At 52.8% G+C, this 25,354-nt stretch carries 33 protein-coding genes; 17 read left to right on the top strand and 16 right to left on the bottom strand.

Annotated features, from left to right (window positions below; translation table 11 throughout):
* Nucleotides 1-29 precede the first annotated feature (29 nt).
* Nucleotides 30-908, bottom strand: a complete 879-nt coding sequence (locus QLG09_RS02035; RefSeq protein ID WP_348994670.1) for a LysR family transcriptional regulator — start codon at nucleotides 906-908, stop codon at nucleotides 30-32.
* Nucleotides 909-995: 87 nt separating this feature from the next.
* Here QLG09_RS02035 and QLG09_RS02030 point away from each other — a divergent pair, with 87 nt between their 5' ends.
* From QLG09_RS02030 to QLG09_RS02020, 3 genes are all read left to right on the top strand, one after another.
* Nucleotides 996-1,661, top strand: coding sequence for an NAD(P)-binding domain-containing protein (locus tag QLG09_RS02030; protein ID WP_282488711.1), 666 nt, complete (start codon nucleotides 996-998; stop codon nucleotides 1,659-1,661).
* A gap of 18 nt (nucleotides 1,662-1,679) precedes the next feature.
* Nucleotides 1,680-2,561, top strand: a complete 882-nt coding sequence (locus QLG09_RS02025) for an AraC family transcriptional regulator (RefSeq protein ID WP_252069408.1) — start codon at nucleotides 1,680-1,682, stop codon at nucleotides 2,559-2,561.
* Nucleotides 2,562-2,663: 102 nt separating this feature from the next.
* Entirely contained in the window at nucleotides 2,664-3,410 is a 747-nt protein-coding gene (locus QLG09_RS02020) for an SDR family oxidoreductase (RefSeq protein ID WP_020882399.1), read from the top strand.
* 141 nt (nucleotides 3,411-3,551) lie between these two features.
* On the opposite strand, the gene QLG09_RS02015 is transcribed toward QLG09_RS02020, so the two are convergent.
* Nucleotides 3,552-4,274: an SDR family oxidoreductase gene (locus QLG09_RS02015; protein ID WP_014170418.1), complete on the bottom strand. Its 723-nt coding sequence runs from the start codon at nucleotides 4,272-4,274 to the stop codon at nucleotides 3,552-3,554.
* Nucleotides 4,275-4,372: 98 nt separating this feature from the next.
* Here QLG09_RS02015 and QLG09_RS02010 point away from each other — a divergent pair, with 98 nt between their 5' ends.
* Nucleotides 4,373-5,275, top strand: coding sequence for a LysR family transcriptional regulator (locus QLG09_RS02010; RefSeq protein WP_282488710.1), 903 nt, complete (start codon nucleotides 4,373-4,375; stop codon nucleotides 5,273-5,275).
* A 160-nt stretch (nucleotides 5,276-5,435) separates the two neighbouring features.
* On the opposite strand, the gene QLG09_RS02005 is transcribed toward QLG09_RS02010, so the two are convergent.
* On the bottom strand, nucleotides 5,436-6,335 hold the full coding sequence (locus QLG09_RS02005; protein ID WP_108648191.1) for a LysR family transcriptional regulator: 900 nt from the start codon (nucleotides 6,333-6,335) through the stop codon (nucleotides 5,436-5,438).
* Nucleotides 6,336-6,496: 161 nt separating this feature from the next.
* Here QLG09_RS02005 and attM point away from each other — a divergent pair, with 161 nt between their 5' ends.
* Nucleotides 6,497-7,288 carry an N-acyl homoserine lactonase AttM gene (gene attM / locus QLG09_RS02000; protein ID WP_020882395.1) on the top strand — a complete coding sequence of 264 codons (792 nt, stop codon included), beginning with the start codon at nucleotides 6,497-6,499 and terminating at the stop codon, nucleotides 7,286-7,288.
* Nucleotides 7,289-7,375: 87 nt separating this feature from the next.
* On the opposite strand, the gene QLG09_RS01995 is transcribed toward attM, so the two are convergent.
* The 4 genes from QLG09_RS01995 to QLG09_RS01980 all read right to left on the bottom strand — a co-directional run bounded on the left by QLG09_RS01995 (nucleotide 7,376) and on the right by QLG09_RS01980 (nucleotide 10,503).
* Entirely contained in the window at nucleotides 7,376-8,395 is a 1,020-nt protein-coding gene (locus QLG09_RS01995; RefSeq protein WP_282488709.1) for an NADP-dependent oxidoreductase, read from the bottom strand.
* Nucleotides 8,392-8,802, bottom strand: a complete 411-nt coding sequence (locus QLG09_RS01990; protein ID WP_121339584.1) for a hypothetical protein — start codon at nucleotides 8,800-8,802, stop codon at nucleotides 8,392-8,394. Before QLG09_RS01990 ends, QLG09_RS01995 begins: the two co-directional genes overlap by 4 nt.
* 4 nt (nucleotides 8,803-8,806) lie before the next feature.
* Nucleotides 8,807-9,625 (bottom strand): oxidoreductase, encoded by an 819-nt coding sequence (locus tag QLG09_RS01985; RefSeq protein WP_282488708.1) that lies wholly within the window; start codon nucleotides 9,623-9,625, stop codon nucleotides 8,807-8,809.
* 98 nt (nucleotides 9,626-9,723) lie between these two features.
* Nucleotides 9,724-10,503 carry an SDR family oxidoreductase gene (locus QLG09_RS01980; protein ID WP_063156509.1) on the bottom strand — a complete coding sequence of 260 codons (780 nt, stop codon included), beginning with the start codon at nucleotides 10,501-10,503 and terminating at the stop codon, nucleotides 9,724-9,726.
* A 240-nt stretch (nucleotides 10,504-10,743) separates the two neighbouring features.
* On the opposite strand from QLG09_RS01980, the gene QLG09_RS01975 reads away from it, so the two are divergent.
* From QLG09_RS01975 to uspF, 4 genes are all read left to right on the top strand, one after another.
* On the top strand, nucleotides 10,744-11,292 hold the full coding sequence (locus QLG09_RS01975; protein WP_032681991.1) for a TetR/AcrR family transcriptional regulator: 549 nt from the start codon (nucleotides 10,744-10,746) through the stop codon (nucleotides 11,290-11,292).
* A 177-nt stretch (nucleotides 11,293-11,469) separates the two neighbouring features.
* Nucleotides 11,470-12,681 carry a selenium metabolism membrane protein YedE/FdhT gene (gene yedE, locus QLG09_RS01970; protein WP_014170427.1) on the top strand — a complete coding sequence of 404 codons (1,212 nt, stop codon included), beginning with the start codon at nucleotides 11,470-11,472 and terminating at the stop codon, nucleotides 12,679-12,681.
* Nucleotides 12,678-12,911, top strand: coding sequence for a sulfurtransferase-like selenium metabolism protein YedF (gene yedF / locus QLG09_RS01965; RefSeq protein WP_014170428.1), 234 nt, complete (start codon nucleotides 12,678-12,680; stop codon nucleotides 12,909-12,911). Before yedE ends, yedF begins: the two co-directional genes overlap by 4 nt.
* Nucleotides 12,912-13,052: 141 nt before the next feature.
* Entirely contained in the window at nucleotides 13,053-13,487 is a 435-nt protein-coding gene (gene uspF / locus QLG09_RS01960; RefSeq protein WP_282488707.1) for a universal stress protein UspF, read from the top strand.
* A gap of 29 nt (nucleotides 13,488-13,516) precedes the next feature.
* On the opposite strand, the gene QLG09_RS01955 is transcribed toward uspF, so the two are convergent.
* A complete protein-coding gene (locus QLG09_RS01955) occupies nucleotides 13,517-13,855 on the bottom strand; it encodes an energy transducer TonB (RefSeq protein ID WP_282488706.1) in 339 nt (112 codons plus the stop codon).
* Nucleotides 13,856-13,978: 123 nt separating this feature from the next.
* Here QLG09_RS01955 and QLG09_RS22385 point away from each other — a divergent pair, with 123 nt between their 5' ends.
* Complete coding sequence (locus QLG09_RS22385) at nucleotides 13,979-14,185, top strand: hypothetical protein (RefSeq protein WP_318457155.1); 207 nt, start codon at nucleotides 13,979-13,981, stop codon at nucleotides 14,183-14,185.
* A 217-nt stretch (nucleotides 14,186-14,402) separates the two neighbouring features.
* Here QLG09_RS22385 and ompW read toward each other — a convergent pair whose 3' ends face one another.
* Nucleotides 14,403-15,035, bottom strand: a complete 633-nt coding sequence (gene ompW, locus QLG09_RS01945) for an outer membrane protein OmpW (protein ID WP_014170432.1) — start codon at nucleotides 15,033-15,035, stop codon at nucleotides 14,403-14,405.
* Between the two features lie 282 nt (nucleotides 15,036-15,317).
* Here ompW and QLG09_RS01940 point away from each other — a divergent pair, with 282 nt between their 5' ends.
* The 4 genes from QLG09_RS01940 (at nucleotide 15,318) to yciA (ending at nucleotide 17,583) form a co-directional block, all read left to right on the top strand.
* Nucleotides 15,318-15,722: a YkgJ family cysteine cluster protein gene (locus QLG09_RS01940; protein ID WP_032680849.1), complete on the top strand. Its 405-nt coding sequence runs from the start codon at nucleotides 15,318-15,320 to the stop codon at nucleotides 15,720-15,722.
* Nucleotides 15,723-15,747: 25 nt separating this feature from the next.
* A complete protein-coding gene (locus QLG09_RS01935) occupies nucleotides 15,748-16,491 on the top strand; it encodes a YciC family protein (protein WP_020882388.1) in 744 nt (247 codons plus the stop codon).
* Between the two features lie 52 nt (nucleotides 16,492-16,543).
* On the top strand, nucleotides 16,544-17,083 hold the full coding sequence (locus QLG09_RS01930) for a septation protein A (RefSeq protein WP_020882387.1): 540 nt from the start codon (nucleotides 16,544-16,546) through the stop codon (nucleotides 17,081-17,083).
* A 104-nt stretch (nucleotides 17,084-17,187) separates the two neighbouring features.
* Nucleotides 17,188-17,583, top strand: coding sequence for an acyl-CoA thioester hydrolase YciA (gene yciA, locus QLG09_RS01925; protein WP_014170435.1), 396 nt, complete (start codon nucleotides 17,188-17,190; stop codon nucleotides 17,581-17,583).
* A gap of 38 nt (nucleotides 17,584-17,621) precedes the next feature.
* On the opposite strand, the gene tonB is transcribed toward yciA, so the two are convergent.
* The gene (gene tonB, locus QLG09_RS01920; RefSeq protein WP_025203933.1) at nucleotides 17,622-18,344 is read right to left on the bottom strand and encodes a TonB system transport protein TonB; all 723 of its coding nucleotides are present in this window, start codon (nucleotides 18,342-18,344) and stop codon (nucleotides 17,622-17,624) included.
* A gap of 221 nt (nucleotides 18,345-18,565) precedes the next feature.
* On the opposite strand from tonB, the gene QLG09_RS01915 reads away from it, so the two are divergent.
* Nucleotides 18,566-18,862, top strand: a complete 297-nt coding sequence (locus QLG09_RS01915) for a YciI family protein (protein ID WP_014170437.1) — start codon at nucleotides 18,566-18,568, stop codon at nucleotides 18,860-18,862.
* Nucleotides 18,863-18,907: 45 nt separating this feature from the next.
* Here the strand turns inward: QLG09_RS01915 and leuE are convergent, their stop codons facing one another.
* The 3 genes from leuE to QLG09_RS01900 form a co-directional block, all read right to left on the bottom strand.
* A complete protein-coding gene (gene leuE / locus QLG09_RS01910; protein WP_014170438.1) occupies nucleotides 18,908-19,543 on the bottom strand; it encodes a leucine efflux protein LeuE in 636 nt (211 codons plus the stop codon).
* A 67-nt stretch (nucleotides 19,544-19,610) separates the two neighbouring features.
* Nucleotides 19,611-20,021: an Exc2 family lipoprotein gene (locus tag QLG09_RS01905; RefSeq protein WP_032678335.1), complete on the bottom strand. Its 411-nt coding sequence runs from the start codon at nucleotides 20,019-20,021 to the stop codon at nucleotides 19,611-19,613.
* 257 nt (nucleotides 20,022-20,278) lie between these two features.
* The gene (locus QLG09_RS01900; RefSeq protein WP_086463573.1) at nucleotides 20,279-20,452 is read right to left on the bottom strand and encodes a YciY family protein; all 174 of its coding nucleotides are present in this window, start codon (nucleotides 20,450-20,452) and stop codon (nucleotides 20,279-20,281) included.
* A 144-nt stretch (nucleotides 20,453-20,596) separates the two neighbouring features.
* On the opposite strand from QLG09_RS01900, the gene cls reads away from it, so the two are divergent.
* Nucleotides 20,597-22,057, top strand: coding sequence for a cardiolipin synthase (cls, locus tag QLG09_RS01895; RefSeq protein WP_014170441.1), 1,461 nt, complete (start codon nucleotides 20,597-20,599; stop codon nucleotides 22,055-22,057).
* Nucleotides 22,058-22,090: 33 nt separating this feature from the next.
* Nucleotides 22,091-22,420, top strand: a complete 330-nt coding sequence (locus tag QLG09_RS01890) for an HI1450 family dsDNA-mimic protein (RefSeq protein WP_006810881.1) — start codon at nucleotides 22,091-22,093, stop codon at nucleotides 22,418-22,420.
* Between the two features lie 31 nt (nucleotides 22,421-22,451).
* Here the strand turns inward: QLG09_RS01890 and QLG09_RS01885 are convergent, their stop codons facing one another.
* Genes QLG09_RS01885 through QLG09_RS01875 form a run of 3 tightly spaced genes read right to left on the bottom strand, consistent with a single transcriptional unit; the run spans nucleotide 22,452 to nucleotide 25,350 of the window.
* Nucleotides 22,452-23,321, bottom strand: coding sequence for an ion transporter (locus QLG09_RS01885; RefSeq protein ID WP_044866074.1), 870 nt, complete (start codon nucleotides 23,319-23,321; stop codon nucleotides 22,452-22,454).
* A 14-nt stretch (nucleotides 23,322-23,335) separates the two neighbouring features.
* The gene (gene oppF, locus QLG09_RS01880; protein ID WP_014170444.1) at nucleotides 23,336-24,340 is read right to left on the bottom strand and encodes a murein tripeptide/oligopeptide ABC transporter ATP-binding protein OppF; all 1,005 of its coding nucleotides are present in this window, start codon (nucleotides 24,338-24,340) and stop codon (nucleotides 23,336-23,338) included.
* Nucleotides 24,337-25,350, bottom strand: a complete 1,014-nt coding sequence (locus QLG09_RS01875; RefSeq protein ID WP_014170445.1) for an ABC transporter ATP-binding protein — start codon at nucleotides 25,348-25,350, stop codon at nucleotides 24,337-24,339. The genes oppF and QLG09_RS01875 overlap by 4 nt, the downstream gene beginning before the upstream one ends.
* Nucleotides 25,351-25,354 lie beyond the last annotated feature (4 nt).

The raw sequence follows: 25,354 nt of genomic DNA, 5'->3' as shown, positions 1-25,354 counted from the left end.
CTGGTGCTCTGACCGCCAGATAACCTGGTTTACTGCGTTTTAAGCTTATTAATAAACCAGCGTCCGGCTGGCCCTGGAGGATATTGCGTCATATGTACCGCATGCATGGAAAAACCAGGGCCAACATCGGGCTGTATCTCCAGGTTCAGGATAACCAGTCTGCCATTAGCAAGATCGTCCTCAACCATAGGCAAAGGCATATAACCCCAACCGAGGCCCGCACGCAAGAATGCATGTTTTGCCCCCATGTCACCCAAACGCCACGTCTTAGCCGACATCACGCCAAAGTTGCGACCCGCCGTGAGTGATGAGCGGTCAGCCAATACAAGCTGCACAGCGTTCTCCATAACCGGCCGAAGAATTGGGCCAGCCATTTTAGCCAAAGGATGATCGGGTGAGACCACAGCCACGGCAGGAACACTGAGCAGGAACTCAGAGGCACACCCGGTCGGAACATCCGGTAGCGAGCCGATAATCGCGACCCGACAGTTGCCGGCCAGCAATGGCTGAAGTACCGCGCCCAGCGCCTCAACATAAAGACGCAACGGTGTGCCGGGAAAGGCCAGATGAAATTCCTTCACGACTGCGGTCAGGATCTCTATCGGAAACATCACATCCACAGACACGGCGAGTTCGGGTTCCAGGCCTTCTGCCAGGATACGCGCCTTAGCCTTAAACGCGTCCATTCCGGCAAGCGTATGGCGTGCGGCCTCCAGTAAGGCTGCCCCCGCCTCCGTCAGTTTCGGGTAACGTCCCGTTCGCTCAAATAAAGGAAAACCTACCTGAGATTCCAGATTTGCCAGCGTAGCGCTAACGACGGACTGCGCCCGGCGAAGTTTGCGACCTGCGGCCGAGAAACTGCCTTCATCAACCGCAGCAATGAAAGTACGCAGTTGATCAATCGACATACCATCCAGCATGTATCGCTCCTTTAGATGTATACCATCTAATTATATAGGCTACACAGATAGATCGGTGAGCACTATTCTCCTTTCATGTTCTCAAGCAACGTCGCCAAACACATCAACGCATCTGTTCATTTAAGGAAACAAACTATGAAAACAAATACTGTCGGCATTATTGGTGCAGGCGCCATCGGACAAGCTTTTGCCCACCAGCTGGTCAACGCAGGCGTGAATGTCATCCTCAGTAACAGTCGTGGCCCGGACAGCCTGGCTGAAGTGATTGAGGCATTGGGCGACAAAGCCCGCGCCGGAACGGTACAACAGGCTGCCGAAGCCGAAATCGTTTTTATAAGTACCAACTGGAACAGAACCGAGGCCGCATTAAGTGGGGTGAACTGGGAGGGTCGTATTCTGATTGACGCGACTAACCCGGTACTTTTGCCGGGCTACACCCTTGCAGATCTGGGGGGTAAAAACTCATCCCAGCGCGTTTCAGAATGGGCAGCGGGAGCCCGGGTCGTCAAAGCCTTCAACACGCTTCTGCCAAACGTTCTTGCGCAAGATCCGTCCCAATCTGGCGGGCGCCGCGTGGTCTTTATGTCCGGTGACCACGCTGATGCAAAAGCGGACGTTGAGGAATTAGCCACCCGAATGGGCTTCGCCAGTATAGACTTAGGGAGTCTTGAGATTGGGGGATATCTGCAACAATTCCCGGGTGGTCCCCTTCCCGCGCTAAACCTTGTGAAACTGGCTTAAGAGACGTTATTGACAAATATGGCTCAACGTACTTCCGCTGAATCATTCGAAGCGTACATTCCGGGCGAATTGCTCAAGGAACATCGGGCACAATCTTCCCGGGATGTCTTCATTCAAATTCTGGCGCGCCGGCAGAGACAGGACAACGTTATTATCCCGGCCGTGCCAGAGCCTTTCATTGTCTGGATACTCTCTGGGCGGGCCGTCGTTGAAGAACGGCCTCTGGGCGGAGAGTGGTCAGAAAACCACGTTACCGCAGGTGATTTTTTTCTCACGACCGACACCTCTCCGACAGAGATGAGATGGCAAGCCGAGCCAGACAGCCCTTTCATCGTTATGCACGTCTATATTGGTGTGTCCTTGATGCAGGGTATTGAGCTGCGGGAAGTGTCGGGCGAACGCGATGAAACACTGTCAGCCCTGCTGGAACTTATGCGCGCAGAGCTTTATTTTCAGCACCCACCCAGTGGACCTTACATCCAGGGTATCGCTCAAGCCCTTGCCGTACATCTCTCCCGTGCTTACCGGACATCGGCAAAGCGACACCACGGCGGGTTGCAGGCATATAAATTACACCGGGTATTTAAGGCGATGCATGAAGAGCTGGCTCACCCCTTTGACTTAGCACGTCTGGCTGGCCTTGCCGAGCTTAGTGAATTCCATTTCAGCCGGGTCTTTAAACAGTCTACCGGGCTTTCGCCTTCCCATTATTTTATCCGCTTGCGAATGGAAGAGGCGCGCCGCCTGTTGTCCGAGACAGAGGATTCGATGATCAGCATCGCCCTGACCGTGGGCTACAACAGCCCCAGCCATTTTGCTGCCATATTCCGCAAGCACACCGGTATTTCGCCCTCCCAATATCGCCACGAAAATATGCGTAGCAAAACACCGACAGTGTGAGCAAACCACCGCGCGAAGAGAGTGCCTTTTGCAGACATGATTGACCCGAACTTCAGATGTTCTTTGCTGAAGCGCTGAAACAAACGCATAAGAGGATTAATCATGGAACTCAACGGTAAATCAGCCATCGTGACCGGTGCATCAAGCGGTATTGGCGCAGCCACCGCCATTAAATTGGCCAGAGAGGGGGTCAAAGTGGGACTCGCGGCCCGCCGCCGGGATCGTCTCCAGGCGCTGGTGTCAGAAATCAAGGCCTTCGGCGGAGAAGCCATTGCGCTGGAAATGGATGTGACTGACCAGGCGTCAGTCTTCGACGGCGTGAAGAAACTGCACGACGCCTATGGCCACATTGATATCGCCTTTAACAATGCCGGACTCATGCCCATTTCAGACATCGCCAGTCTCAAACTGGAGGAGTGGCATCGTATGGTTGATGTCAATATTAAGGGCTTAATGAACACGGTTGCCGCGGTACTCCCTGTGATGCAAGCGCAAAAGTCAGGGCATATCATCAATACTTCCTCGATTGCGGGCAGAAAAACGTTCGCTGGACTCGGGGTATATTGCGCGACGAAACATGCGGTAGCCGCATTTTCAGATGTATTACGCATGGAGCTTTCTTCTCAATACAATATTCGCGTAACCTCACTTCAGCCAGGCGCGGTTGAAAGTGAATTATTCGAGCACATTACTGACGAAAACTACCGCGCACAGATGGAAAACCTGAAGGAACACATGACGTTCCTGAAGTCAGAGGATATTGCTGATTCCATCCTTTATGTGCTGCGCGCGCCGGACCATGTCGACGTGGCAGAATTGTTCATCATGCCCACAGAGCAGCAGTGGTAAGTTTGCCATGCGGGCCAAACCGGTTGTCTGGCCCGCGTTATGACCTTTTCAATACACATACAATTTTCACCCTGCACTCCGTGACGCGAAAAAAAAAGCTGCCTTACAGGCAGCTTTCGTGATGCATATGCGTTAGCCAGTTCAGTTCGCAGACGCGGTAGGTCGAATCGTGATTTCTGTTGTATCAACATTTTCAGGCGCTTCAATCACTTGCCGAACAGCGCGGGCGATATCAGCCGGCTGGAGTGCAATGGAACGGTATACCTCCATTGCCGCCTGCGTTTCCGGATGAGTAATGGTCGAGGCAAGTTCGCTTTCCACCACACCGGGGTTGACGCAGGTGACACGGATGCTGGCACTTTCCTGTCGCAAGCCATCTGAAATCGCCCGAACGGCGAACTTTGTGGCGCAATAGACGGCAGCTGTCGGCACCACAGAGAGAGCACCGATAGAGCCAATATTGATTATCTGACCGGAGCCCTGCGCTTCCATGGTGGGAAGCACGGCGCCAATCCCCCATAGTACGCCCTTGATATTCACATCAATGGTACGTTCCCATTCATCATATTTACCCGCTGCCAGCGGAGAAAGGGGCATTATTCCCGCGTTGTTGATCAGAACGTCAATACGCCCCCACGTAGTCAATGCCGCCTGCACGAAATCAGACATCGACTGGCGATTTGTGACATCCAGCTCGCAGGCTTCCGCATGCCCGCCTGTACTGCGAATTTCTGCAGCGATAGCTTCAATACGATCTTTCCTGCGTGCCCCAAGTAACAATTTCGCGCCTGCATTGCCAAGCTCTCGTGCAATACCCTCTCCGATACCGCTGGATGCACCGGTGATCAAGATGACTTTATCCATGACTTACTCCTTCAGTTGAGTTCAGAGGGATAATAGAACGAAGGCATTGTTTCGTGTATCCTGCCACTGGTGTACACACTGGTTAGCAAACCTAAACAATGAAAATTGACCTTAATCTTTTACCTCTGTTTCTGGCTGTCGCGGAGGAACGTAGCTTCAGCGCTGCCGCCGAACGTCTTGGCGTGACGCGATCGGCGGTCAGCCAGGGGATCAGACGCCTGGAGGATACGTTCGGGACCCTGCTTGTCATGCGCACCACGCGTTCGGTAAACCTGACTGAAGCGGGAGAACGGCTGCGAAAATCGTTGTCCGTACCGCTATCGACGATTGACGCGGCGTGCGAAGACGTTCTCTCTGACAACGGGCCGCGAGGGCATCTGAAAATTGCTGTCACCTCAATTGCAGAAGAATTTCTTTCAGGCCCTCTGCTCGCGTCCTTTACAGCCGCTAACCCTGCCGTCACCATCGATATCGTCGTGTCGGATGACGAATTTGATATCGTGGCAGCGGGCTTTGATGCCGGCGTAAGGCTCGGTGACGTGATCGAAAAAGACATGATTGCTGTCCCTCTGACGGGACAGCAACGGGAAGTGGTGGTGGCATCACCAACGTATCTGGCGGCCCACAGCGCACCGCGCCATCCGCGAGAGCTTATCCGCCATCGCTGTATCGGCTGGCGCCCATCGCCAGACGTCGCGCCCTATCGCTGGGAATTTGAGGAAGCGGGAATACCTTTCGACGTGGCGGTTGAACCGCATATCACCACCAACGATCTCCGTCTCATGCTCAGGCTCGCGCTTGCGGGGGGAGGAATTACCTTTGCAACCTATGAAACATTCAGGCCATTTATTGAAAAAGGACAGCTTGTTTCATTACTGGATGATTTTCTTCCACCTTTTCCTGGGTTTTATCTGTACTTCCCGCAACGTCGAAATATGGCCCCCAAGCTGCGGGCTCTGATTGAACACGTCAGGCAGTGGGGGAAGACGTCACTGCAGTAGTTTCAAACCCGCGCAGAATATTTAGCTTCCGGAGAGTTGCCGCACCGTAGCAGCGAATGACGCATGCTCGACTGGGCAAGCCATTAACCGGGTGTACCTCAGGCAGGCAAGAAATTTTGTTCAACCGTTTATTTAACAGCCTCGTATTCCAGCTTGAGAACTATGGCTGCCCTTTTGTTACCGAACGCGTAAGGCTTGTGCGAAGTTCGTTTTCAAGGAAAGCGACACATGCTCGTGTTTCAGCGGAGATGATATTAGCCGGGGGATAAAGTAGATATGCAGGGAATGAAGGAACAATGTAGTCGGGTAACACAGGTACGAGATGCCCGTCGGCAATCTCCTGTCGGCAAACCGGAGACTGCAATACCCCGATTGCCCTTCCTGCCAGAAGCACAGTACGTAACGGCCGCCAGTGGCTGGAAGTGAATGTTATTCTCACAGGGACGGTGAGTAACGCGTTGTCAGGCGCGATCAGCGTCACATGGTTATTCATAAACAGGCCCGAAACACGAGCAAACGCATGTCGGGCGAGCTCACCCGGTGTACGGGGCATATCATAACGCTGCAAATATTCGGGAGAGGCCACCAGCAACCGCTCAATTTTCCCCAACGGGCGGGCAACATAATATCCTTCCCCCGCCTCACCAAGACGTAGCGAGATATCCACACCTTCGGTGACCGGGTCCGTCACTCTGTCACTGAGCACCAGATCTATGTTTATGCCCGGATAGGCCAATTGCAGTTTAAGCAGGGCGGGCATAAGTAACTCTTCCCCGGCTCCATAGGGTGCGGCAATGCGCAGGGTTCCACTAATTGCCTCACCATTATCCGCGATTGCCAGCGCATGGTCAGCCGCTGCAACAGCGCTTTTGCTCCGTTCATAGAACAGCGTCCCGCTATTCGTGAGAGACATTCGGCGCGTGTGACGTCGCAGCAGGCGGGTATTAAGATGAGCTTCCAGACGCTCTATCCTTTCACTGACCGCCGGCTGTCCGATGCCGAGATCGCGCGCAGCGGCAGACATGCTTCCGCGCTCAACCACCCGAATGAAAATACGCATTGCCGTAAGTAAATCCATTCACCGATTATATTGGTAAAACCGATAAATGAAAGTGGTCCCGCCCCTCTACTGCTAGGCCCTTCTGTTAATGAAAATCTGTGCGTCCACGGCTGTTGTAGCTATGGCGTACAGAAGATTTCATTTTTTACGGGAAAAGAAGCATGTCAGATATCAGGCTTTATATGTTCCAGTCGGGCTATCAGCGTTGTAAATATCACGATATCAGGATGAATCAGGGTGAAGGCGCCGACTACATTATACCTGTCCCCTGGTTTTTACTGACGCATCCGCAGGGGAATGTTGTTATTGACGGTGGGCTTGCGGTGGAAGGGCTGAAGGATCCCCGCGCCTACTGGGGACCGGCTGTTGACCAGTATCAACCCATCATGGATACAAACCAGGGCTGTAGAAGACAACTGGCAAATCTCGGAATAAGGCCAGAATCGGTGCGTTATGTTTTACTCTCCCACCTCCACTCTGACCATACCGGCGCGATTGGCCGCTTTCCTGAAGCCACTCATCTTGTACAGCGTGCTGAGTACGACTATGCCTTTTCACCGGACTGGTTTACCGCCGGGGCCTACTGTCGGAAAGATTTTCATCGCGAAGGTCTCAAATGGCAGTTTCTGGCAGGAGATGCCGATGACGGTTTTGATCTGTATGGCGACGGCGTTCTGAAAATCATTTACACGCCAGGCCACTCCCCGGGTCATCAATCTTTTGTCGTCTCCCTTCCGAGTGGAAAATCGTTCACCCTGGCGATAGATGCTGCCTATACGCTTGACCATTTTCAGGATAAAGCCCTGCCTGGCTTGATGACATCGGCCAGTGAGGTGGCACGATCGGTGGCAAAACTAAGAGTGGTTACCCAGATGCATAATGCGGAAATTATTCCCGGGCACGATCCTGACATCTGGCCGCATTATGCGATGAAGACGGAGGGCTATAACTGATACGAACGGTGATAGTGACTATACCTCTTCCCTGAGGCGATAACCCTGGTCATTTATGCTTAGCGCAGAGGCAAGCCTTCGTCTCTATCACTCATGAATTTTAACCACCACTTTCCCCTTTGCATGCCCGCGAGCCAGATAGGCGAAGGCGTCGCCAGTTTCGGCAAAGGGGAAAACGTTGTCGATAACAGGCTTGATGCGTTGAGCGTCCATGAGTTCAGCGATTTGGCTAAGCTGGCTGCCATCAGGGCGGACAAAGAGAAACGAATAGGTTAATCCTCGTTTTTTTGACAGTCGCATGATTTTGCGGCTCAACAGTCCTAATACAAAACGCAGGAAAACATTGAGGTGTCTTTCCCGTGCGAAAGCCGTATCTAACGGCCCGATCAGGGAAACTATCTTCCCTCCCGGTTTAAGGATTTGGGTGGATTTCTCAATCGCGTCACCTCTGATAGTACCGAGGACAATATCGTAGCCGCTCAGCACTTTTTCGAATTCCTGCTTTTTATAGTCAACCACCTCATCTGCACCAAGGCGGCTCACCCAGTCAATGTTGGCGGTGCTGGTTGTCGTCCCTACCGTTGCGCCAAGGTGTTTTGCCAGTTGGATAGCAAAACTGCCAATTCCACCGGAGCCGGCCGGGATAAATACTTTCTGCCCCGCTCGCAGCTTCGCGCGTTCCGTCAGCGCTTGCCAGGAGGTGAGACTGACCATCGGAAGCGACGCTGCCTGTACGAAATCCAGGGTGGCGGGTTTTAACGCTGCAAGGTTTTCAGGCACCCGCACAAATTCAGCAAGCGAACCCGTTCCCCTGTCAAAAATACTGGCGAAAACCTCGTCGCCTGCTTTGAAACGCCTCACGCGGCGTCCTGTGGCAACGACAACGCCGGACACGTCACTGCCCAACGTCGCGGGGAGACTGAAATGCAGAACACGTTTGAACATGCCGGTCGGGATCATGTTATCGATCGGGTTCAGACCTACTGCATACACTTTGACCAGAATTTCATCATCACCAGGGGACGGAAAATCGACGTCGTCGAATCCCAGTTCAGGGGATTTACCATAGCGTTTGAACGTAAATGCTTTCATCGTCTTCTTATTCATTTGTCTTTTACTCTGCCGGGTTTGCCGGTGGCGTGTTTCTTACCAACGCTGTTGCTGAGTAAAAAAGCGATACCCAGGAATAGCTCGATAAATACTGCAATAACGATCTGCCCATTAACGTGTCCTGCATACCACTCAACAACGCCGGACACGGCTAAAATCAAACATAACGTACCGATCCCTGCTGCCAGGGCATAGCGGGCCAGCGTGGGCTCTGCATGCCTGGCGAATAAACACATCACCCCCAGGCCCGCGTACAGGGCGGCAGAGCGATGGCCGAGCACATCAGTTCCCGGTGTTGGCGTGATTCCCCACTGCGTTAACAGCAGTTGCGGGCAGAACATCCATATCGCCGCCAGGATGAAAAACAACCCGGCAGTCAGAATAGCCAGTTGAGAAAATTTCATATTCTTATTCTTTCGCGTCGAGCTGAAGACTGTTGCGTACTACCTTGTCCAGAAGTGAAGCCGGCGCAAAGCGGCGAATGAAATTCAGTTTCCCCGCCAGCGTGCCCGCCGTATAACGCACCTTAGGCCGTAAAGACTGGGCAGCCTTTACCACCACATCAGCCACCACTTCCGGACGTTCCGCCTCGTCCATTGCCTTGCTGACGACGTTGTTCAGCTTAGCCCGGAGCGGTTCATATTCTTCTAGCTTCGCGTCAGGTTCTAAATTGTTTACGTCGAACTGTGTCTTTATATAGGCCGGCTCGATCACGGAAACCCTGATACCCTGTGTGCGCAGTTCATGGTCCAGCGCGCCCGTATACCCTTCAACCGCATGCTTACTGGCTGCATACAGTGCCACGTAAGGTAGCGGGACAATCCCTAATATCGAACCAATGTTGATGATGCGGCCACTGCCCTGACGGCGCATGTGCGGGATCACTGCCCGCGTCATTCTGACCAGGCCAAGAAAGTTGGTGTCGAAAATACGCCTGGCCTGATCAATCGAACTTTCTTCCGCGGCCGCAGGAGCAACCCCAGAGCCCGCATTATTCACCAGCAAATCTATCCGCCCTTCCAGGTGCAGTAACGCCTCAATGGCGGCGCTCACGGACGCATCGTCCGTCACATCAAGCGTTAATAACGCAAAGGGATGTGTACCTGCCTGCGCACCGCGCCGGCTGGTGCCATAGACCGTATACCCCGCGGCCAGCAGTTTTTTAGCCGACGCCTCACCGATCCCCGAAGAAGCTCCGGTCACCAGTGCTACACGTTTTTTTGTCATTCTCACTACGCTCTCTTGATGGAGTCCTGCTCACCCTGCAGCGCAACAACACGCGGCAGGGAAACAACGCGGCATAGGGTTATGCCGAATCCCCGTGGCTACACTGTGTACCGTTCTGCCGCTTTAGCCTGATTGATATCCGCCAGCAACGCCTGACGCGCCTTCTCCAGGTCATCCCAGTGGGCAGCATTTTGTAAAGGAGGGATGGTGACGAGTTCGCGACGATCAAAGCCGGCCAGGGCTGCGTCAACTAACTGACCCACTTCCATCATCTCGGGCGCCTTACTGATATCAATACCTGCACGTTCCCAGATTTCGGTGTAAGTGCCGGCCGGAAGTACCGCCTGGACGTAAACGCCCGCAGAGGACAGCTCAAGATGCAATCCCTGCGACAGGAAAAGCACAAAGGCTTTGGTTGCACCGTAAACCGTCATGGCAAATTCCGGGGCGAGCCCAACGACGGAGCTGATATTGACGATTGCGCCTTCTCCGGTTTTGACAAACCGTGGCGCCGCGGCACTGGCAAGCCTCGTCAGCGCAGTGACGTTCAGGGCGATAAGACGCTCAATTGCCTCAGGCGTCTGGCCGGTAAAATTGCCCGACTGTGCCATGCCTGCGTTATTAATCAGCACCCCTATTTTTTCGTCTTCACGAAGACGAGCTTCCACCGTCGCTAAATCCGCTGCCTGAGTGAGGTCGGCTGGCAGAACATCTACAGAAACGCCCTTCTCCTGTCGCAGACGCTCGGCGAGTGCGTCTAATTTTGTTTTATCGCGGGCAACCAGAACCAGGTCATGTCCACGGCTCGCAAATCTTTGCGCATAAACAGCACCAATACCCGTCGATGCACCTGTAATGAGAACTGAAGTTTTCGTCATATGTGATCTTCTTTATTAAATGTTGAACAGAATCTGCACTGTTCGATGCAGGTAAATCCGGGGATATGTCCGGCTCTTTTTGCTGATCTCAGTCAAACTGACGGAGCGCGCATACCTCTGCGAAGCGCCGTCGGGGACATGGATTTAATGATGATGATCATAATCTATAAAGTCAACTGGTTTGATTATGATCATCATCAATGTATAATTGAGCCTTGTTTTGTAAGGGGGCGGGAAAGCATGAAAGTGTCAAAAGAGCAGGTTCGGGAAAACCGGATGCGCATTGTTGAAACGGCATCAGAACTTTTTCGTGAGCGCGGCTATGACGGCGTGGGCGTGGCGGAGCTGATGTCTGCGGCGGGTTTAACCCACGGCGGGTTTTATAAGCACTTTGGTTCAAAGGCCGACCTGATGTCAGAAGCCATGAATTGTGGTTTTGTACACGCCGCGGAAAACCTGGCGGGTGTGGACCGAGAAAAATTCATTGAATATTACCTCTCCCGACAGCATCGCGATGATATGGCCAGGGGTTGTGTGATGTCTGCCCTGGGCACCGACACCGCCCGTCAGTCTGAGTCCATCAAAGAGACATTTGCAGCCGGGGTTGAACGTCAGCTGGCAATGTTAAGCGACGAAAATGTCTCACGTGCTGACCTGATAGACACCTTTGCACATCTTGTCGGGGCTCTGGTGTTGTCCCGTGCCTGCCCGGATAATTCTGCGCTCGCTGACGAAATTCTGGATGTCTGCCGCTCGCGTATTCTGCGTGAGGAGCCGCGAAAAGAGTGAATATTTTGCAGCCGGGTGAGTGATTGCCAGGAGATATCAGGAAGATTTGATGACGGAGGTCATAAAAAAGGTAGGTATTTTTGAGAAAAGTTTTGGAGAGGTTTTGGAGAAAGAAAAAAAGTTATATATTCCAGCCCGTTAAATCCAAATATACCTTCTGAGTTCAGAGGCTTACTCATGTCATGGCAATACTTCAAACAGACTTACCTGGTTAAGTTCTGGTCACCTGTACCCGCCGTTATCGCAGCGGGGATCCTGTCTACTTACTATTTCGGCATTACCGGTACGTTCTGGGCTGTAACCGGCGAGTTTACCCGCTGGGGTGGACAGCTGCTGCAGCTTGCCGGTGTGCATGCTGAAGAGTGGGGTTACTTTAAGCTCATTCATCTGGAAGGCACTCCGCTGACCCGCATCGACGGGATGATGATCATCGGCATGTTCGGCGGCTGTTTTGCCGCCGCGCTGTGGGCAAACAACGTTAAGCTGAGAATGCCAAAAAGTCGGATCCGCATCGTACAGGCGGTCATCGGCGGCATGATTGCCGGTTTCGGTGCGCGCCTGGCGATGGGCTGTAACCTTGCCGCCTTCTTTACCGGTATCCCACAGTTTTCGCTACATGCCTGGTTCTTTGCCGTCGCTACCGCCATCGGTTCTTACTTTGGCGCAAAATTTACCCTTTTGCCGCTGTTCCGTATTCCCGTCAGGATGGTTAAGGTCAGCGCCGCATCGCCGCTGACGCAAAAACCGGCTCAGGCACACCGTCGTTTCCGCCTGGGGATGCTGGTCTTTTTCGCCATGGTGGCATGGGCACTGTGTACAGCGCTCAATCAACCTAAACTGGGTCTGGCAATGCTGTTTGGCGTGGGCTTTGGTTTGCTTATTGAACGCGCGCAGATCTGCTTTACTTCAGCGTTTCGCGATATGTGGATCACCGGGCGAACAATGATGGCAAAAGCGATTATTGCCGGGATGGCGGTGAGTGCTATCGGCATCTTCAGCTATGTTCAGTTAGGTGTTGAACCGAAAATCATGTGGGCCGGCCCGAATGCGGTGATTGGCGGCCTGCTGTTTGGCTTCGGGATTGTGCTGGCTGGCGGTTGTGAAACCGGTTGGATGTACCGCGCCGTTGAAGGTCAGGTGCATTACTGGTGGGTTGGCCTGGGGAACGTGCTCGGGTCAACTCTCCTTGCGTACTACTGGGATTCCCTTTCTCCTGTCCTCGCGACAAACTGGGATAAGGTCAACCTGCTCAGCACGTTCGGCCCGCTCGGTGGCCTGTTAGTAACGTACGCCCTACTGCTGGTCGCTTTTTTACTGGTGATTGCGCAGGAGAAACGGTTCTTCCGCCGTGCCGCTGTCAAAAATGAAACGCAGGAGAATGCCGCATGAAAGAGATCGTGCCTGACTATCGTCTGGATATGGTGGGCGAACCCTGCCCTTATCCCGCTGTCGCTACGCTGGAAGCCCTGCCTCAGCTCAGGAAAGGGGAAATTCTGGAGGTGGTGAGCGACTGCCCGCAGTCTATCAACAACATTCCTCTGGATGCTAAAAACCACGGTTACACCGTGCTGGACATTCAACAGGATGGGCCAACCATTCGTTATTTGATACAGAAATAATCCCGCCACAGACGCTCCTTAACCGGGGGCGTCTCCTGCCCCAAAAATCCGCCTTACGTCCCACTTTGGCGGTAAATACAGTCCCCTGCTCTCCCCCGGAACTACACTTAAAGTGGATAAAAAACAAACAGGAGGTGTGGCATGTTTGCGTCAATTCTCGTTCCTGTCGATATTTCAGAGCGTCGCCTGACCGAACAGGTGATTCCCTATGTTCAGGCGAACGCAGCAATCAGTAACGGCAAAGTGCATTTTCTGACTGTCGTTCCTTCTTTCCCCTACTATTCCTCTCTTGGTCTGGCCTATTCCGTTGAGATGCCAAAACTGGAAGAAATGCAGCAGGAGGCGCTGGCGAAATTGAATGAGATCGTTACGCAGTTCAATTTACCGGCCGACCGCATTCAGACCCACGCCATTTCTGGCACGCCTAAAGATCAGATCCTGAAACTGGCTGAGAGTATCAATGCAGACCTGATAATTATTGCGTCTCATCGACCTGATATTTCGACCTATCTGTTAGGCTCTAACGCTGCGGTCATCGTGCGCCACGCAAAATGCCCGGTGCTGGTGGTGCGTTAGCGTGCCTGCGAGGAAAGATAAGCCCCGGGCTATCGGGGCTTATTTACTGTGAAAGTGACCGTTTCTGTTTGACGGCTTTTATTCGGTGATAAACACCATAATTGCACGGCACGCAGCGTTTCGCGTTCAAACACCCCTTCAGGCTGTGCAGAGACAATACGTATATCGTGTGGATGACCATCGTCGCCCACAGAAAAAGAGAAAACAACGTTACCCTCAATGCCCAGCGCCTGTGCCTTTACGGGCATGGCAGGGAAAGGCTTATTCGTTATTCCATTGCACGGTTTCTGCGCCGGTTCAGGTTGCATGGGCTGTTGATGGCAGCCAGAAATGAGCATAACCGCAGCCGCAATAATTATTCTTTTCAATATTATGTCCTGTAAAATTTAACGTCTCGCTTTTCGAGAACAGTATATTGCGGCATCTGGCATTAATCTCCTCCCAACTCCGATAGCCTGCTTGCGGAATAACTTTCATAAATGGACTTTCTCATGAATCAAATTCTTCCGTCAGTGTGTATTACTGCTGCGCTTGCCGGATGTGTTCCCCTTCCCCCTAAACGCTGTCACAAACAACGTGCCCCCGATGCCTGTACTTATAAGCGTTCCGGTAAAGTCTCGGATAACAATATCCACGGGCTACAGGCCTGCGCCATTGAGCAATCACTGGACGCCGCATTGACCGAGCCTCACGCATGAAGCGGTAATCGGTGCAATCTGCACCTCGACTTTAGGAATGGTGTGAATAGGTTATGTTCAGGCGTTGGCTGACGGGGCTAAACGGGCAGTATTTCCGCCGTTTACGGTTCAGCATGTATTTGATGAGATGAGTTCAGCACGCTGGAATATGGAGGGGCAACCTTAATCGCCCCCCGAAGCAAGACTGGCCATAACCAGGCCAGTCTCAAGGGATAAATCAGAAACGATAACCCGCGGAGAACATAAACACCCACGGATCGAGGCGAGTGCTGATACTTTGCTGTTCACCGCCCGCTTTAAAGCGAACGTCGGTATCAATGTCCATGTACCAGACCGAGGCGTTAATTAACCAGTCACGGTTAATCAGATAGTCCAGCCCCACCTGCCCCGCAACACCCCACGAGTCTTTCAGGCTGAGATCGGTAAGCCCGGCTTCTTTACCGGTATCGTTAAATTTCTCGTCGAAGAAGGTGGTGTAGTTCACCCCTGCGCCAATATACGGACGCACCTTACTGTTAGCATCACCAAAGTACCACTGCGCCATCAGTGTTGGCGGTAAATGGTGCACCGTCGCGATATCCCCGGTTGGCCCTAAACCGACGCGATGACGGAATGGCGTTGCTGCCAGAAGCTCAACACCAATGTTCTCCGTCGCCATATACGTAAAGGTCAAACCGAGCTGGGTATTGTTGCTGACGTTAAAACCGCCCATACCCAGTACGCTATCAGAGCCTTCTGTTGGACGCACCGTTGCCGAACCGGCACGAATAAAGAATTCACCTGCTTCATGCGCATACGCGCCGCCAGAGAGACTGCTTAATACAAGGGCTGCCACCGCTAATTTTTTCATATCCGCTCCATCGTTGTGGTTTTAGTCGCGGAGGAGAATATACTCACAAATGAGTAATAAGTGATCTGCTACAGATCACATTAAAACCAGTAAGTTAACATTCATTGATCTGGGTTAATTTTTGGTGACACACCGTAAAGCGATAAGTTGTCGTCAGGTCAATTTCTGGCATTTCGGCGTTACAAAATTTTCTCTTTTCACCCTCTTGCTCTTCCTCTCGCAGCTGGATAATTTAGCGCTCTCACAAGTTGATTTGATGCGTTCTTCTTTTGCAGGTGTGCCATGAGTGATGTTAACCCGTGCATGACGTGCGGAGCCTGTTGTGCGTATTTTCGAGTCTCTTTCTACTGGGCCGAAGCCAGCGATGGCGGCGGTACCGTTCCGGTTCATCTCACTGAACCGTTAACGCCTTTTCTGCGCTGCATGAGCGGCACCAACCAAAAACCGTGCCGATGCGCTGCGCTGCAAGGTGAACCTGGGGTGTCCACCCGGTGCTCTATCTACGAGCACCGCCCCAGCCCGTGCCGGGAATTTTCCATGTCAGGTGAGGATGGGCAGGTCAATGAAGCCTGTAATCGTGCCCGTGCGCGCTTTGGATTACCGCCGCTTTACAAAGATATGCTTTTCCATACAAGCCTTGATGCTGCCACGACAGTGTTATCCGGTGTACAATTGCCGGCTAATTAACACCTGCAATACTCAAGGAGAGTGCATGTCTATCACGGCGAAGTCTGTCTACCGTGACACGGGAAACTTTTTCCGCAATCAGTTCTTAACCTTTTTACTGATCGCGTTGCTATGCGCCTTCATTACAGTGGTGCTTGGTCATGCGTTCTCGCCAAGTGACGAACAGATTGCCAGCCTGAGCCAGGGCGACAACCTTGCAGATAGCGTGGGGTTGTTTGAACTGGTACAAAACATGACGCCGGAGCAGCAACAAATCCTGCTGCGGGCTTCCGCTGCTTCGACATTCTCTGGTCTGATCGGCAATGCGATTCTGGCAGGTGGCGTTCTGCTGATGATTCAGCTGGTTTCCGCCGGTCAGCGCGTCAGCGCCCTGCGGGCGATTGGTGCCAGCGCACCGGTATTACCGAAGCTGTTTATCCTCATCTTTTTAACCACCATGCTGGTGCAGATGGGGATTATGCTGGTCGTCGTGCCGGGTGTATTACTGGCTATCGTGCTCTCTTTCGCGCCGGTAATGGTCGTGCAGGATAAACTGGGGATCTTTACCGCGATGCGCAGCAGCATCCGGCTCGCCTGGGCAAATATACGCCTGGTGGCGCCGGCTGTTATCGGCTGGCTGTTGGCGAAAACGCTCCTGCTGCTGTTTGCCCCGAATTTTGCGGTACTCACGCCAAATGTGGGCGCGGTGGTGGCAAATACGCTGAGCAACCTCATTTCAGCGGTACTGCTGGTCTATCTGTTCCGCCTGTATATGTTAATTCGTCAGTAATCCTGTGGCCGGGAACGTCAGCCCGGCCCTACACAGAAGATGGAATCACAGAATGAAGCAGTTTCTTGATTTTTTACCGCTCGTGGTCTTTTTCGCTTTCTACAAGCTGTATGACATTTATGCCGCCACGACTGCACTGATCGTGGCCACAGCGGTTGTGCTGATCTACAGCTGGGTTCGCTACCGTAAAGTTGAAAAAATGGCGCTGGTGACCTTCGTCCTGGTCGCGGTGTTTGGTGGACTCACCCTGTTCTTCCACAACGATGAATTCATCAAATGGAAAGTCACGGTGATTTACGCTCTGTTTGCGGGTGCGTTACTGATTAGCCAGTGGGTGATGAAGAAGCCGCTGATCCAGCGCATGCTGGGCAAAGAGCTGACGCTGCCTCAGGAAGTGTGGTCTCGACTGAATATCGCCTGGGCGATCTTCTTTATTCTCTGTGGTCTTGCCAATATCTATATTGCTTTCTGGCTGCCGCAGAATATCTGGGTCAACTTCAAGGTCTTTGGCCTGACGGCTCTGACGCTCATCTTCACGCTGTTAAGTGGCGTTTATATCTATCGCCACATGCCACAGGACGACCAGCACTGATCGTTCACCGACCAGAACGTGTGCAGCAGGCGTTCTGGTCTATTCTCTCCAGCCTGAAATCATAGTAGCATCCCGCCTGAAGTCTTCAGTTACGAGTTAAAACAATGACAACAAATAACGCCCCTCAGGGCGAACTGGTTTTACGCACACTGGCAATGCCCGCTGACACCAATGCCAATGGCGATATTTTTGGCGGCTGGCTGATGTCGCAAATGGATATGGGCGGCGCTATTCTGGCAAAAGAGATTGCACATGGCCGGGTAGTGACGGTGAGAGTGGATGGCATGACCTTCCTGCGCCCGGTTGCAGTGGGTGATGTGGTTTGCTGTTACGCGCGTTGCGTAAAACGTGGCAATACCTCCATCTCCATTAACATCGAAGTGTGGGTGAAAAAGGTCTCGTCCGAACCCATTGGACAGCGTTATAAAGCGACAGAAGCGCTGTTTATTTATGTGGCCGTGGACAATGAAGGTAAACCCCGACCACTTCCTCAGGCCTGATTGCCCGGTAAAAAAAAGCCTCCTTGCGGAGGCTTTTTTTATTCCATCTGTGCCCCGCCATTCAGGCGGAAGACAATATTCACGATCAGTCCGTTGCCCGGTTTACCGGCTTCATAACGCCATCTGCGCATCGCCGTTTTCACTTCTCTTTCGAACATATTAGACGGCTGCGCGGACAGTATTTCCACGTTCTCAACACGCCCTTCCGGCGTAACATCGAATTTCACCCGTACACGGCCCTCAATACGTAATGCCTGAGCACGAGCCGGATACTGCGGCTGATTACGGCTGACCGCACGCGGTCCCGCAGGTGCGGTGACTGTCGGTTTGGCTGTCGTCGTGGTGTTATTCATCACCGGACGCGAAGGTGCTGCGTTTTCTACCGTCTGCGTGGCGCGGGGTTCAACCGGACGCGTTTCGCGTTTTGGACGTTCTTCTACCTTCTTCACCGGTTTTGGCTTCGGCTTAGGTTTCGGCTTCGGCTCGGGTTTGTGGATCACCACCGGAGCTTCTTTTGGCGGTTCCGGCACAGGTTCAGGTTCGGGTTCCGGTTCGGCGACGGGCTGTGGCGGCGGAGGCGCAACCTGCGGCGGTTCGAGATCCGCTGGCGAGACCATCGTCACAGAAATAGGCTGTGCGGGCGCTGGCATTTCAACAACCTGATGAACCGAGGTATAAAGCAAACCCGCCACAACAGCACCGTGAATAACGACAGAAAGCAGCGTCGGCCAGGGAAAGCGGCGAGGTAAATCAAGGGTCATCGAAGTCATAATCATCAACGTTAAAAAACCGAACACTGATTTTAAATGCAAATAGCAATCATATTCAATAAGACACTTTGTCCTGGCGCAATTTAAGCGCAAGAGAGGCCAAAAAAGGCGCATTCAGATCAGGGTTTTAACATTGTTTTTATCTTTACATTGCAGTCAGTTGCCCTTTCACATAACGTTACTGACACTTTTAATGGTTAAGGAGCTTCACCGTGCTTTACGTGATTTACTCTGAAGATGTCGCTGATTCCCTCGAAAAACGCCAGTCCGTTCGCCCTGCCCATCTGGCGCGTTTACAACTGCTCCAGGATGAAGGTCGATTACTGACCGCGGGTCCAATGCCTGCGGTAGACAGCAATGACCCTGGCGCTGCCGGTTTCGCGGGCTCCACGGTGATTGCCGAGTTTGAATCCCTGGAAGCGGCTCAGGCCTGGGCTGATGCAGACCCGTACGTTGCCGCAGGTGTCTATGCGAAGGTGACGGTTCGCCCGTACAAGAAAGTGTTTTGATGCAAAAGTGGCTCCGAAAGGAGCCACTCATCTCTTCAGTTCTCTTCAGTGCAGTGACGCTAAGCGCGCCGCAAATCCGACAAACAGCAGCCCAATCAGCCCGTTCCCCAGCTTTGCCAGTTTCTTTTTGGTTTTCAGATAACGCGTGACAAACGCACCAGAGAAGATCAGGAAGCTCATATACATAAAGCTAATCAGCTCCAGCGTGGTCGCGAGGATCAGGAAAGACGTGCCCGTGTTTTTCGCATTCACATCGATGAACTGCACAAAGAACGAGACATAGAACAAAATAGCCTTCGGATTCGTCAGGCTCAGCACCAGCGAGCGTTTCATGATCATGCTCGCAGGCTCGGTTCCGCTCTCATGGCTATTCTTCTGACGGGTGATGACTGACCAGAGCATTTTGCCGCCGAGCCACAGGAGATAGAAAGCGCCGAGGTAGCGCACAATATTAAACAGAACCGGGGTCGTCTGGATTAATGCTGCGACGCCCGCCCAGGCCAGAAACATCAGCACTGCATCGCCGATAAACACGCCAGTGGCGGCGAGATACCCTTTTTTAACACCGTGCCCAATACCGGTTTTCAGTACAAACAATGTGTTCGGTCCAGGCACCAGCACGATAAAAAATGCCCCTACCACATAGGTCCAGAAATTAAGTACACCAAACTCCGCAAACACCTCTCCCTCCTTTTGCTAAAAAACGACGGGAATATCGCTGCAAATACGATATCCCCAAAATCAGACGCTATTGTACGCCGTTATAGCCATCAAGATAAGTCGTAGCCAGTTCGTTACCAAATAAAACGGCGTCCTTCTCTTCCATTTGAGACGTCCATTTATCCGCGGTATTACCGTCGAAAGCATGCTCCGTTTTCGCCTGATTCTTCAGTTGATCGCGAATGCTTTGGGCGTACTGGTTAGCCTCAGACAGTGTGCGTCCTGCAGCGCGATCGGTTTTCCCCTGCTCATACAGCTCACGGAACTGAGGGACATTCAGACGATAATTTTGCGATACACTTGACGTAAAATTGCCGCCAGTAAAATTGGTTTTATGCGACACGAAATAATAAGCATGCCTTTCCGGTGACGTTTTACTGCTGGCACAACCGCTCAACACGGCAATCCCAAGAAGGGCAGCAACCACTTTTCCGTTCATCTCTTTTCCTTTTTAGTTTATCCGGTGCGATATCCCGCTGAGCAGTAAATTAATCAACGCGGATAATGACGATAATCCTGCGTTTTCCCTGATCGCATCCAGCGCAAGCAGCACAATAAATACCCAGAGATAAGGATTCATCTTTGAAATGCATAAGATTAAGAGGGCGGAGTATATCGCGGAATGAATCGGGGGAGAGACTGCAAAAAATGATAGCCTGAAAATCAGTGGGCACCTTAACGGTGCCCTGATGGTTCTCAGATAACCTGTGTAGCGAACAGCAACGCGTTACGGTGTCTGGTCATTCCACATTTTCTGATGGCGTGTATACGCATATTGCGGCGGGATTGTGCTTCCAGCCAACGAGCCTTGCGACGACTCACCTGTCGCAACATGCGCCAGCGCCCTACTTCTGTTCTACTGCGCTTCATGTTTACAACTCTTTCTCTAACAGAAACCCCATTATAAACCCAACCCCGCAGCAAACCAGCGCTTTTAACTGGCGTTTTTATTTGCCAGATGATTCCTGATGCGTACACTCATAACAATACGCTTTCAAAAGGATTTTTTTACCTATGACAACCTTCTACACCGTGGTGAGTTGGCTGGTCATTCTGGGATACTGGCTGTTAATCGCGGGTGTGACTTTGCGCATCCTGATGAAGCGCAGAGCCGTACCCTCTGCCATGGCCTGGCTGCTGATAATCTACATCCTGCCGCTGGTGGGAATTATTGCCTATCTCTCTTTCGGTGAGCTTCATCTGGGTAAACGCCGTGCCGAGCGTGCCCGCGCCATGTGGCCTTCAACCGCCAAATGGCTCAACGATCTCAAAGCCTGCAAACATATCTTTGCCGAGGAGAACAGCAGTGTTGCCTCCTCGCTGTTTAAGCTGTGCGAACTCCGTCAGGGTATTGGCGGCGTTAAGGGCAACCAGCTCCAGTTGCTGACCTCCTCGGATGACGTCATGCAGGCCCTCATCCGCGATATTCAACTGGCTCGCCATAATATCGAGATGGTGTTCTATATCTGGCAGCCTGGCGGCATGGCCGATCAGGTTGCTGAATCGCTGATGGCCGCTGCGCGTCGGGGCATTCATTGCCGCCTGTTGCTGGACTCCGCTGGCAGCGTCGCCTTCTTCCGTAGCCCCTGGGCGGGCATGATGCGTAATGCCGGTATTGAAGTGGTTGAGGCGCTGAAGGTCAATCTCTTGCGTGTGTTTCTGCGCCGGATGGACCTTCGCCAGCACCGTAAAATGATCATGATCGACAACTATATTGCCTATACCGGCAGCATGAACATGGTTGACCCGCGGTTCTTCAAGCAGGACTCGGGTGTCGGGCAATGGGTAGACCTGATGGCGAGAATGGAGGGGCCCATTGCCACCTCGATGGGCATCGTTTATTCCTGCGACTGGGAGATAGAAACCGGGAAACGTATCCTGCCGCCGCCACCGGATGGCAATATCATGCCATTTGAAGAGGCCAGCGGGCACACCATCCATACTATCGCTTCCGGACCGGGCTTCCCGGAGGACTTGATCCATCAGGCGTTGCTGACGGCCACTTACGCAGCGCGTGAATATTTGATCATGACCACCCCCTACTTTGTTCCCAGCGATGACCTGCTGCACGCCATCTGTACCGCGGCACAGCGCGGTGTCGATGTGAGTATCATCTTGCCACGCAAAAATGACTCGCTTCTGGTGGGCTGGGCCAGCCGGGCATTCTTCAGTGAACTGCTGGCTGCGGGGGTGAAAATCTACCAGTTTGAAGGCGGATTACTCCACACCAAGAGCGTGCTTGTCGACGGCGAGTTAAGTCTGGTGGGTACGGTTAACCTGGATATGCGCAGTCTGTGGCTGAACTTTGAAATCACACTGGTGATCGATGATGCCGGCTTTGGCGGCGATCTGGCCGCGGTCCAGGATGATTATATCTCCCGCTCGCGACTGCTGGATGCCAGACTGTGGGTTAAACGCCCGCTGTGGCAGAGAATTACCGAACGACTGTTTTACTTCTTTAGTCCGTTGCTGTAAAACGTGCCCAACGATGTTAAACAGGTAGTCATCATGGAAATGGATCTGAACAATCGCCTGACCGAAGACGAAACGCTCGAACAGGCCTATGACATTTTTCTCGAACTGGCGGTTGATAACCTCGATCCCGCAGACGTGATCCTCTTTAATCTCCAGTTTGAAGAGCGCGGGGGCGCCGAGTTGTTCGACCCTTCTGAAGACTGGGCTGAACATGTGGATTTCGACCTTAATCCTGACTTCTTTGCCGAAGTGGTGATTGGCCTGGCCGATGAAGATGGCGGTGAAATTAACGACATCTTCGCCCGCGTCCTGCTGTGTCGCGAGAAAGACCACAAGCTGTGTCATATTCTCTGGCGCGAATAATAAAAAAGGCTGCGATTGCAGCCTTTTTTATTTAATCCGGTAACTCACTTCCGCACTGATTACAAAACCGCGCGCTGTGTTCATGTTCACCCTGGTGACATTTCGGGCATTTTCGTTGCGCCTTACGGTTCTGAAAGGCGCTGCTCATGTGCGTAGTAATGAGCCCTGTCGGGACCGCAATCACCGAATAACCAATCAGAATCAGTACCGAGGCGACAATCCGTCCCAGCGGAGTGTGAGGGGCTATATCACCATAGCCAACGGTTGTGACGGTCACAATCGCCCAATAAACAGAAGCATTCAGCGTTGAGAAGCCATTCTTCGGCCCTTCTATCAAATACATCAGCGCGCCGAATATCACCATGACGATGGCAATAAATGAATAAAACAGGATCAGCTGATGCCGCGCGCTGACGATGGCACTCCAAAATATCCGCAATGACGGCATAAACCGCAGCAGTTTAAGAATGCGTAACACCCGAATAACGCGCATCGCTCGCCAGGCAAAAACATAGCTCAGACTGATTTCTGGCCATAGCCACATGACATAGAGCGGCAGGATCGTGGCCAAATCAATAAATCCCCAGAAGCTGAAGACATATTTGGCCGGGTTAGGCCAACAGAATACCCGCAGGAAATATTCAGCGGTAAAGACCAGCGTAATGACCAGCTCCAGCCAGACAAAAAGATGCCATTCTTCCAGCGTCAGGTGATACTGCGTTCCGACGCCCGATTCGATAAAAATGATCACCACGCTGAGCAGCGCAAACAGGGCGCAGAGGGCTTCAAAACGCCGTCCGGTTACCGTTTCAGGATCGAATAAAAGATGATAGAGCCGCCGACGGACGGAGGTGAATAATCGCGACACGTTAACCTCGCAAATAATAAGGGCTGACATCATGTCAGCCCTTGCGATTATAACGGGTCTACTTTCAGGCAGGAAACCGCATGTCGGAAACTGCCCTCCAGAACCGGACGTGTTTTTGCACATTCCGGCCCGGCCATCGGGCATCGCGTACGGAATACACAACCGGACGGCGGGTTAATCGGGGACGGTAATTCACCTTCCAGAAGCTGGATGGTTTTATTTTTTTCCAGATCCGGATCGGGAATCGGTACCGCAGACATCAGTGCCCGGGTATATGGGTGCAATGGGTTATGGTACACCTCATCGTAAGTCCCTAATTCCACCGCATGGCCAAGATACATCACCAGTACGCGGTCAGAAATGTGTTTCACCACCGCGAGATCATGCGCAATGAAAATCAGCGACAGCCCCATTTCACGTTGCAGTTTCTGCAGCAGGTTAACCACCTGCGCCTGAATAGAGACGTCCAGCGCCGAGACGGGCTCGTCACAGATAATCAGCTTCGGCTCAAGGATCAGTGCGCGGGCGATACCGATACGCTGGCACTGACCACCGGAGAATTCGTGCGGGTAACGGTTGACGAGGTTAGGCAACAAGCCCACTTTCATCATCATTGCCTTCACACGGTCGCGTACTTCCTGACGCGGCATCTTCGGATGATAGGTCCGCAGTGGCTCAGCAATGATCTCCCCGATGGTCATACGCGGGTTCAATGAGGCCAGCGGATCCTGGAAAATCATCTGGATGTCGCTACGGACATCGCGCCACTCGTCTGGCTTCATGCCCAGCAGATCTTTACCCAGCCAGGCAACTTTGCCGTCGGTGGCTTTCACGAGGCCTATGATGGCACGCGCAAACGTGGATTTACCGCAACCGGACTCACCCACCACCCCCAGAGTTTCCCCTTCATACAGACGAAGCGTTACGCCATCGACCGCTTTCAGGGTTTTCGGCGGCTGCCAGAACCACTGTTTTCCGTCTTTAATGTCGAAATGCACCTTAAGGTCAGCAATTTCGAGCAGGACATTTCTTTTTTCATCTAATGCGTTCATACCAGATCCTCCTGCGGCTTAAAGCAGGCGCGCAGACGGCCTGGTGCAAACTCTTCCAGCGGCGGCGCGGTATTGCAGATTTCCATCGCGTGCGGGCAGCGTGGCTGGAACGGACAGCCTTTCGGCAGGCGCAGCAGGTTTGGCGGGTTGCCAGGAATGGTCAGCAGGGATTCCCCTTCTGCATCGAGGCGCGGCACCGCATTCAGCAGACCAATAGAGTAAGGGTGTGCAGGCTGGTAGAACACGTCGCGCGCCTTACCATATTCCATGGTGCGGCCTGCATACATCACCAGTACCTTGTCACAGATACCGGCCACTACGCCCAGATCGTGAGTGATCATGATAATCGCGGTGTTGAACTCACGCTTAAGCTCGTTCAGCAGCGTCATGATCTGTGCCTGGACGGTCACATCAAGCGCGGTGGTCGGTTCATCGGCAATCAGCAGTTTTGGCCGGCACATCAGCGCCATCGCAATCATGACACGCTGACGCATACCGCCGGAGAACTCATGCGGGAACATGCGCATACGCTTGCGCGCTTCCGGCATTTTCACCGCGTCGAGCATTTTGACGGACTCCTCGAAGGCTTCCGCTTTGCCCAGGCCTTTGTGCAGCATCAGCACTTCCATCAGCTGCTCGCCGACACGCATATACGGGTTCAGCGAGGTCATCGGGTCCTGGAATATCATCGAAATCTGCTCAGCGCGCAGCTTGTTCAGCTCGTATTCCGGCAGGTTGAGGATCTCACGCCCGTTGAATTTGGCGGAACCGCCAATGACACCGTTAGACGCCAGCAGCCCCATCAACGCAAAGGCGGTTTGGGATTTACCGGAACCCGACTCGCCCACAATCCCCAGCGTTTCACCCGCACGCAGGTTGAAGTTGAGATCGTTCACGGCGGTCACATCGCCATCCGGCGTTTTAAAGGTCACGCGGAGGTCTTTTACGTCCAGCAGAAGGTTACCCTGCTGTTGCGCCTGTGGCGCAGTGGCCGTTTCAATAATCGTCATGACG

The organism is Enterobacter sp. V89_11 (genome assembly GCF_029967775.1).
Classification (GTDB): Bacteria; Pseudomonadota; Gammaproteobacteria; order Enterobacterales; family Enterobacteriaceae; genus Enterobacter; species Enterobacter ludwigii.
Note: the sequence above shows the minus strand (reverse complement) of the source record. Positions and strands in the feature narration are given on the sequence as shown.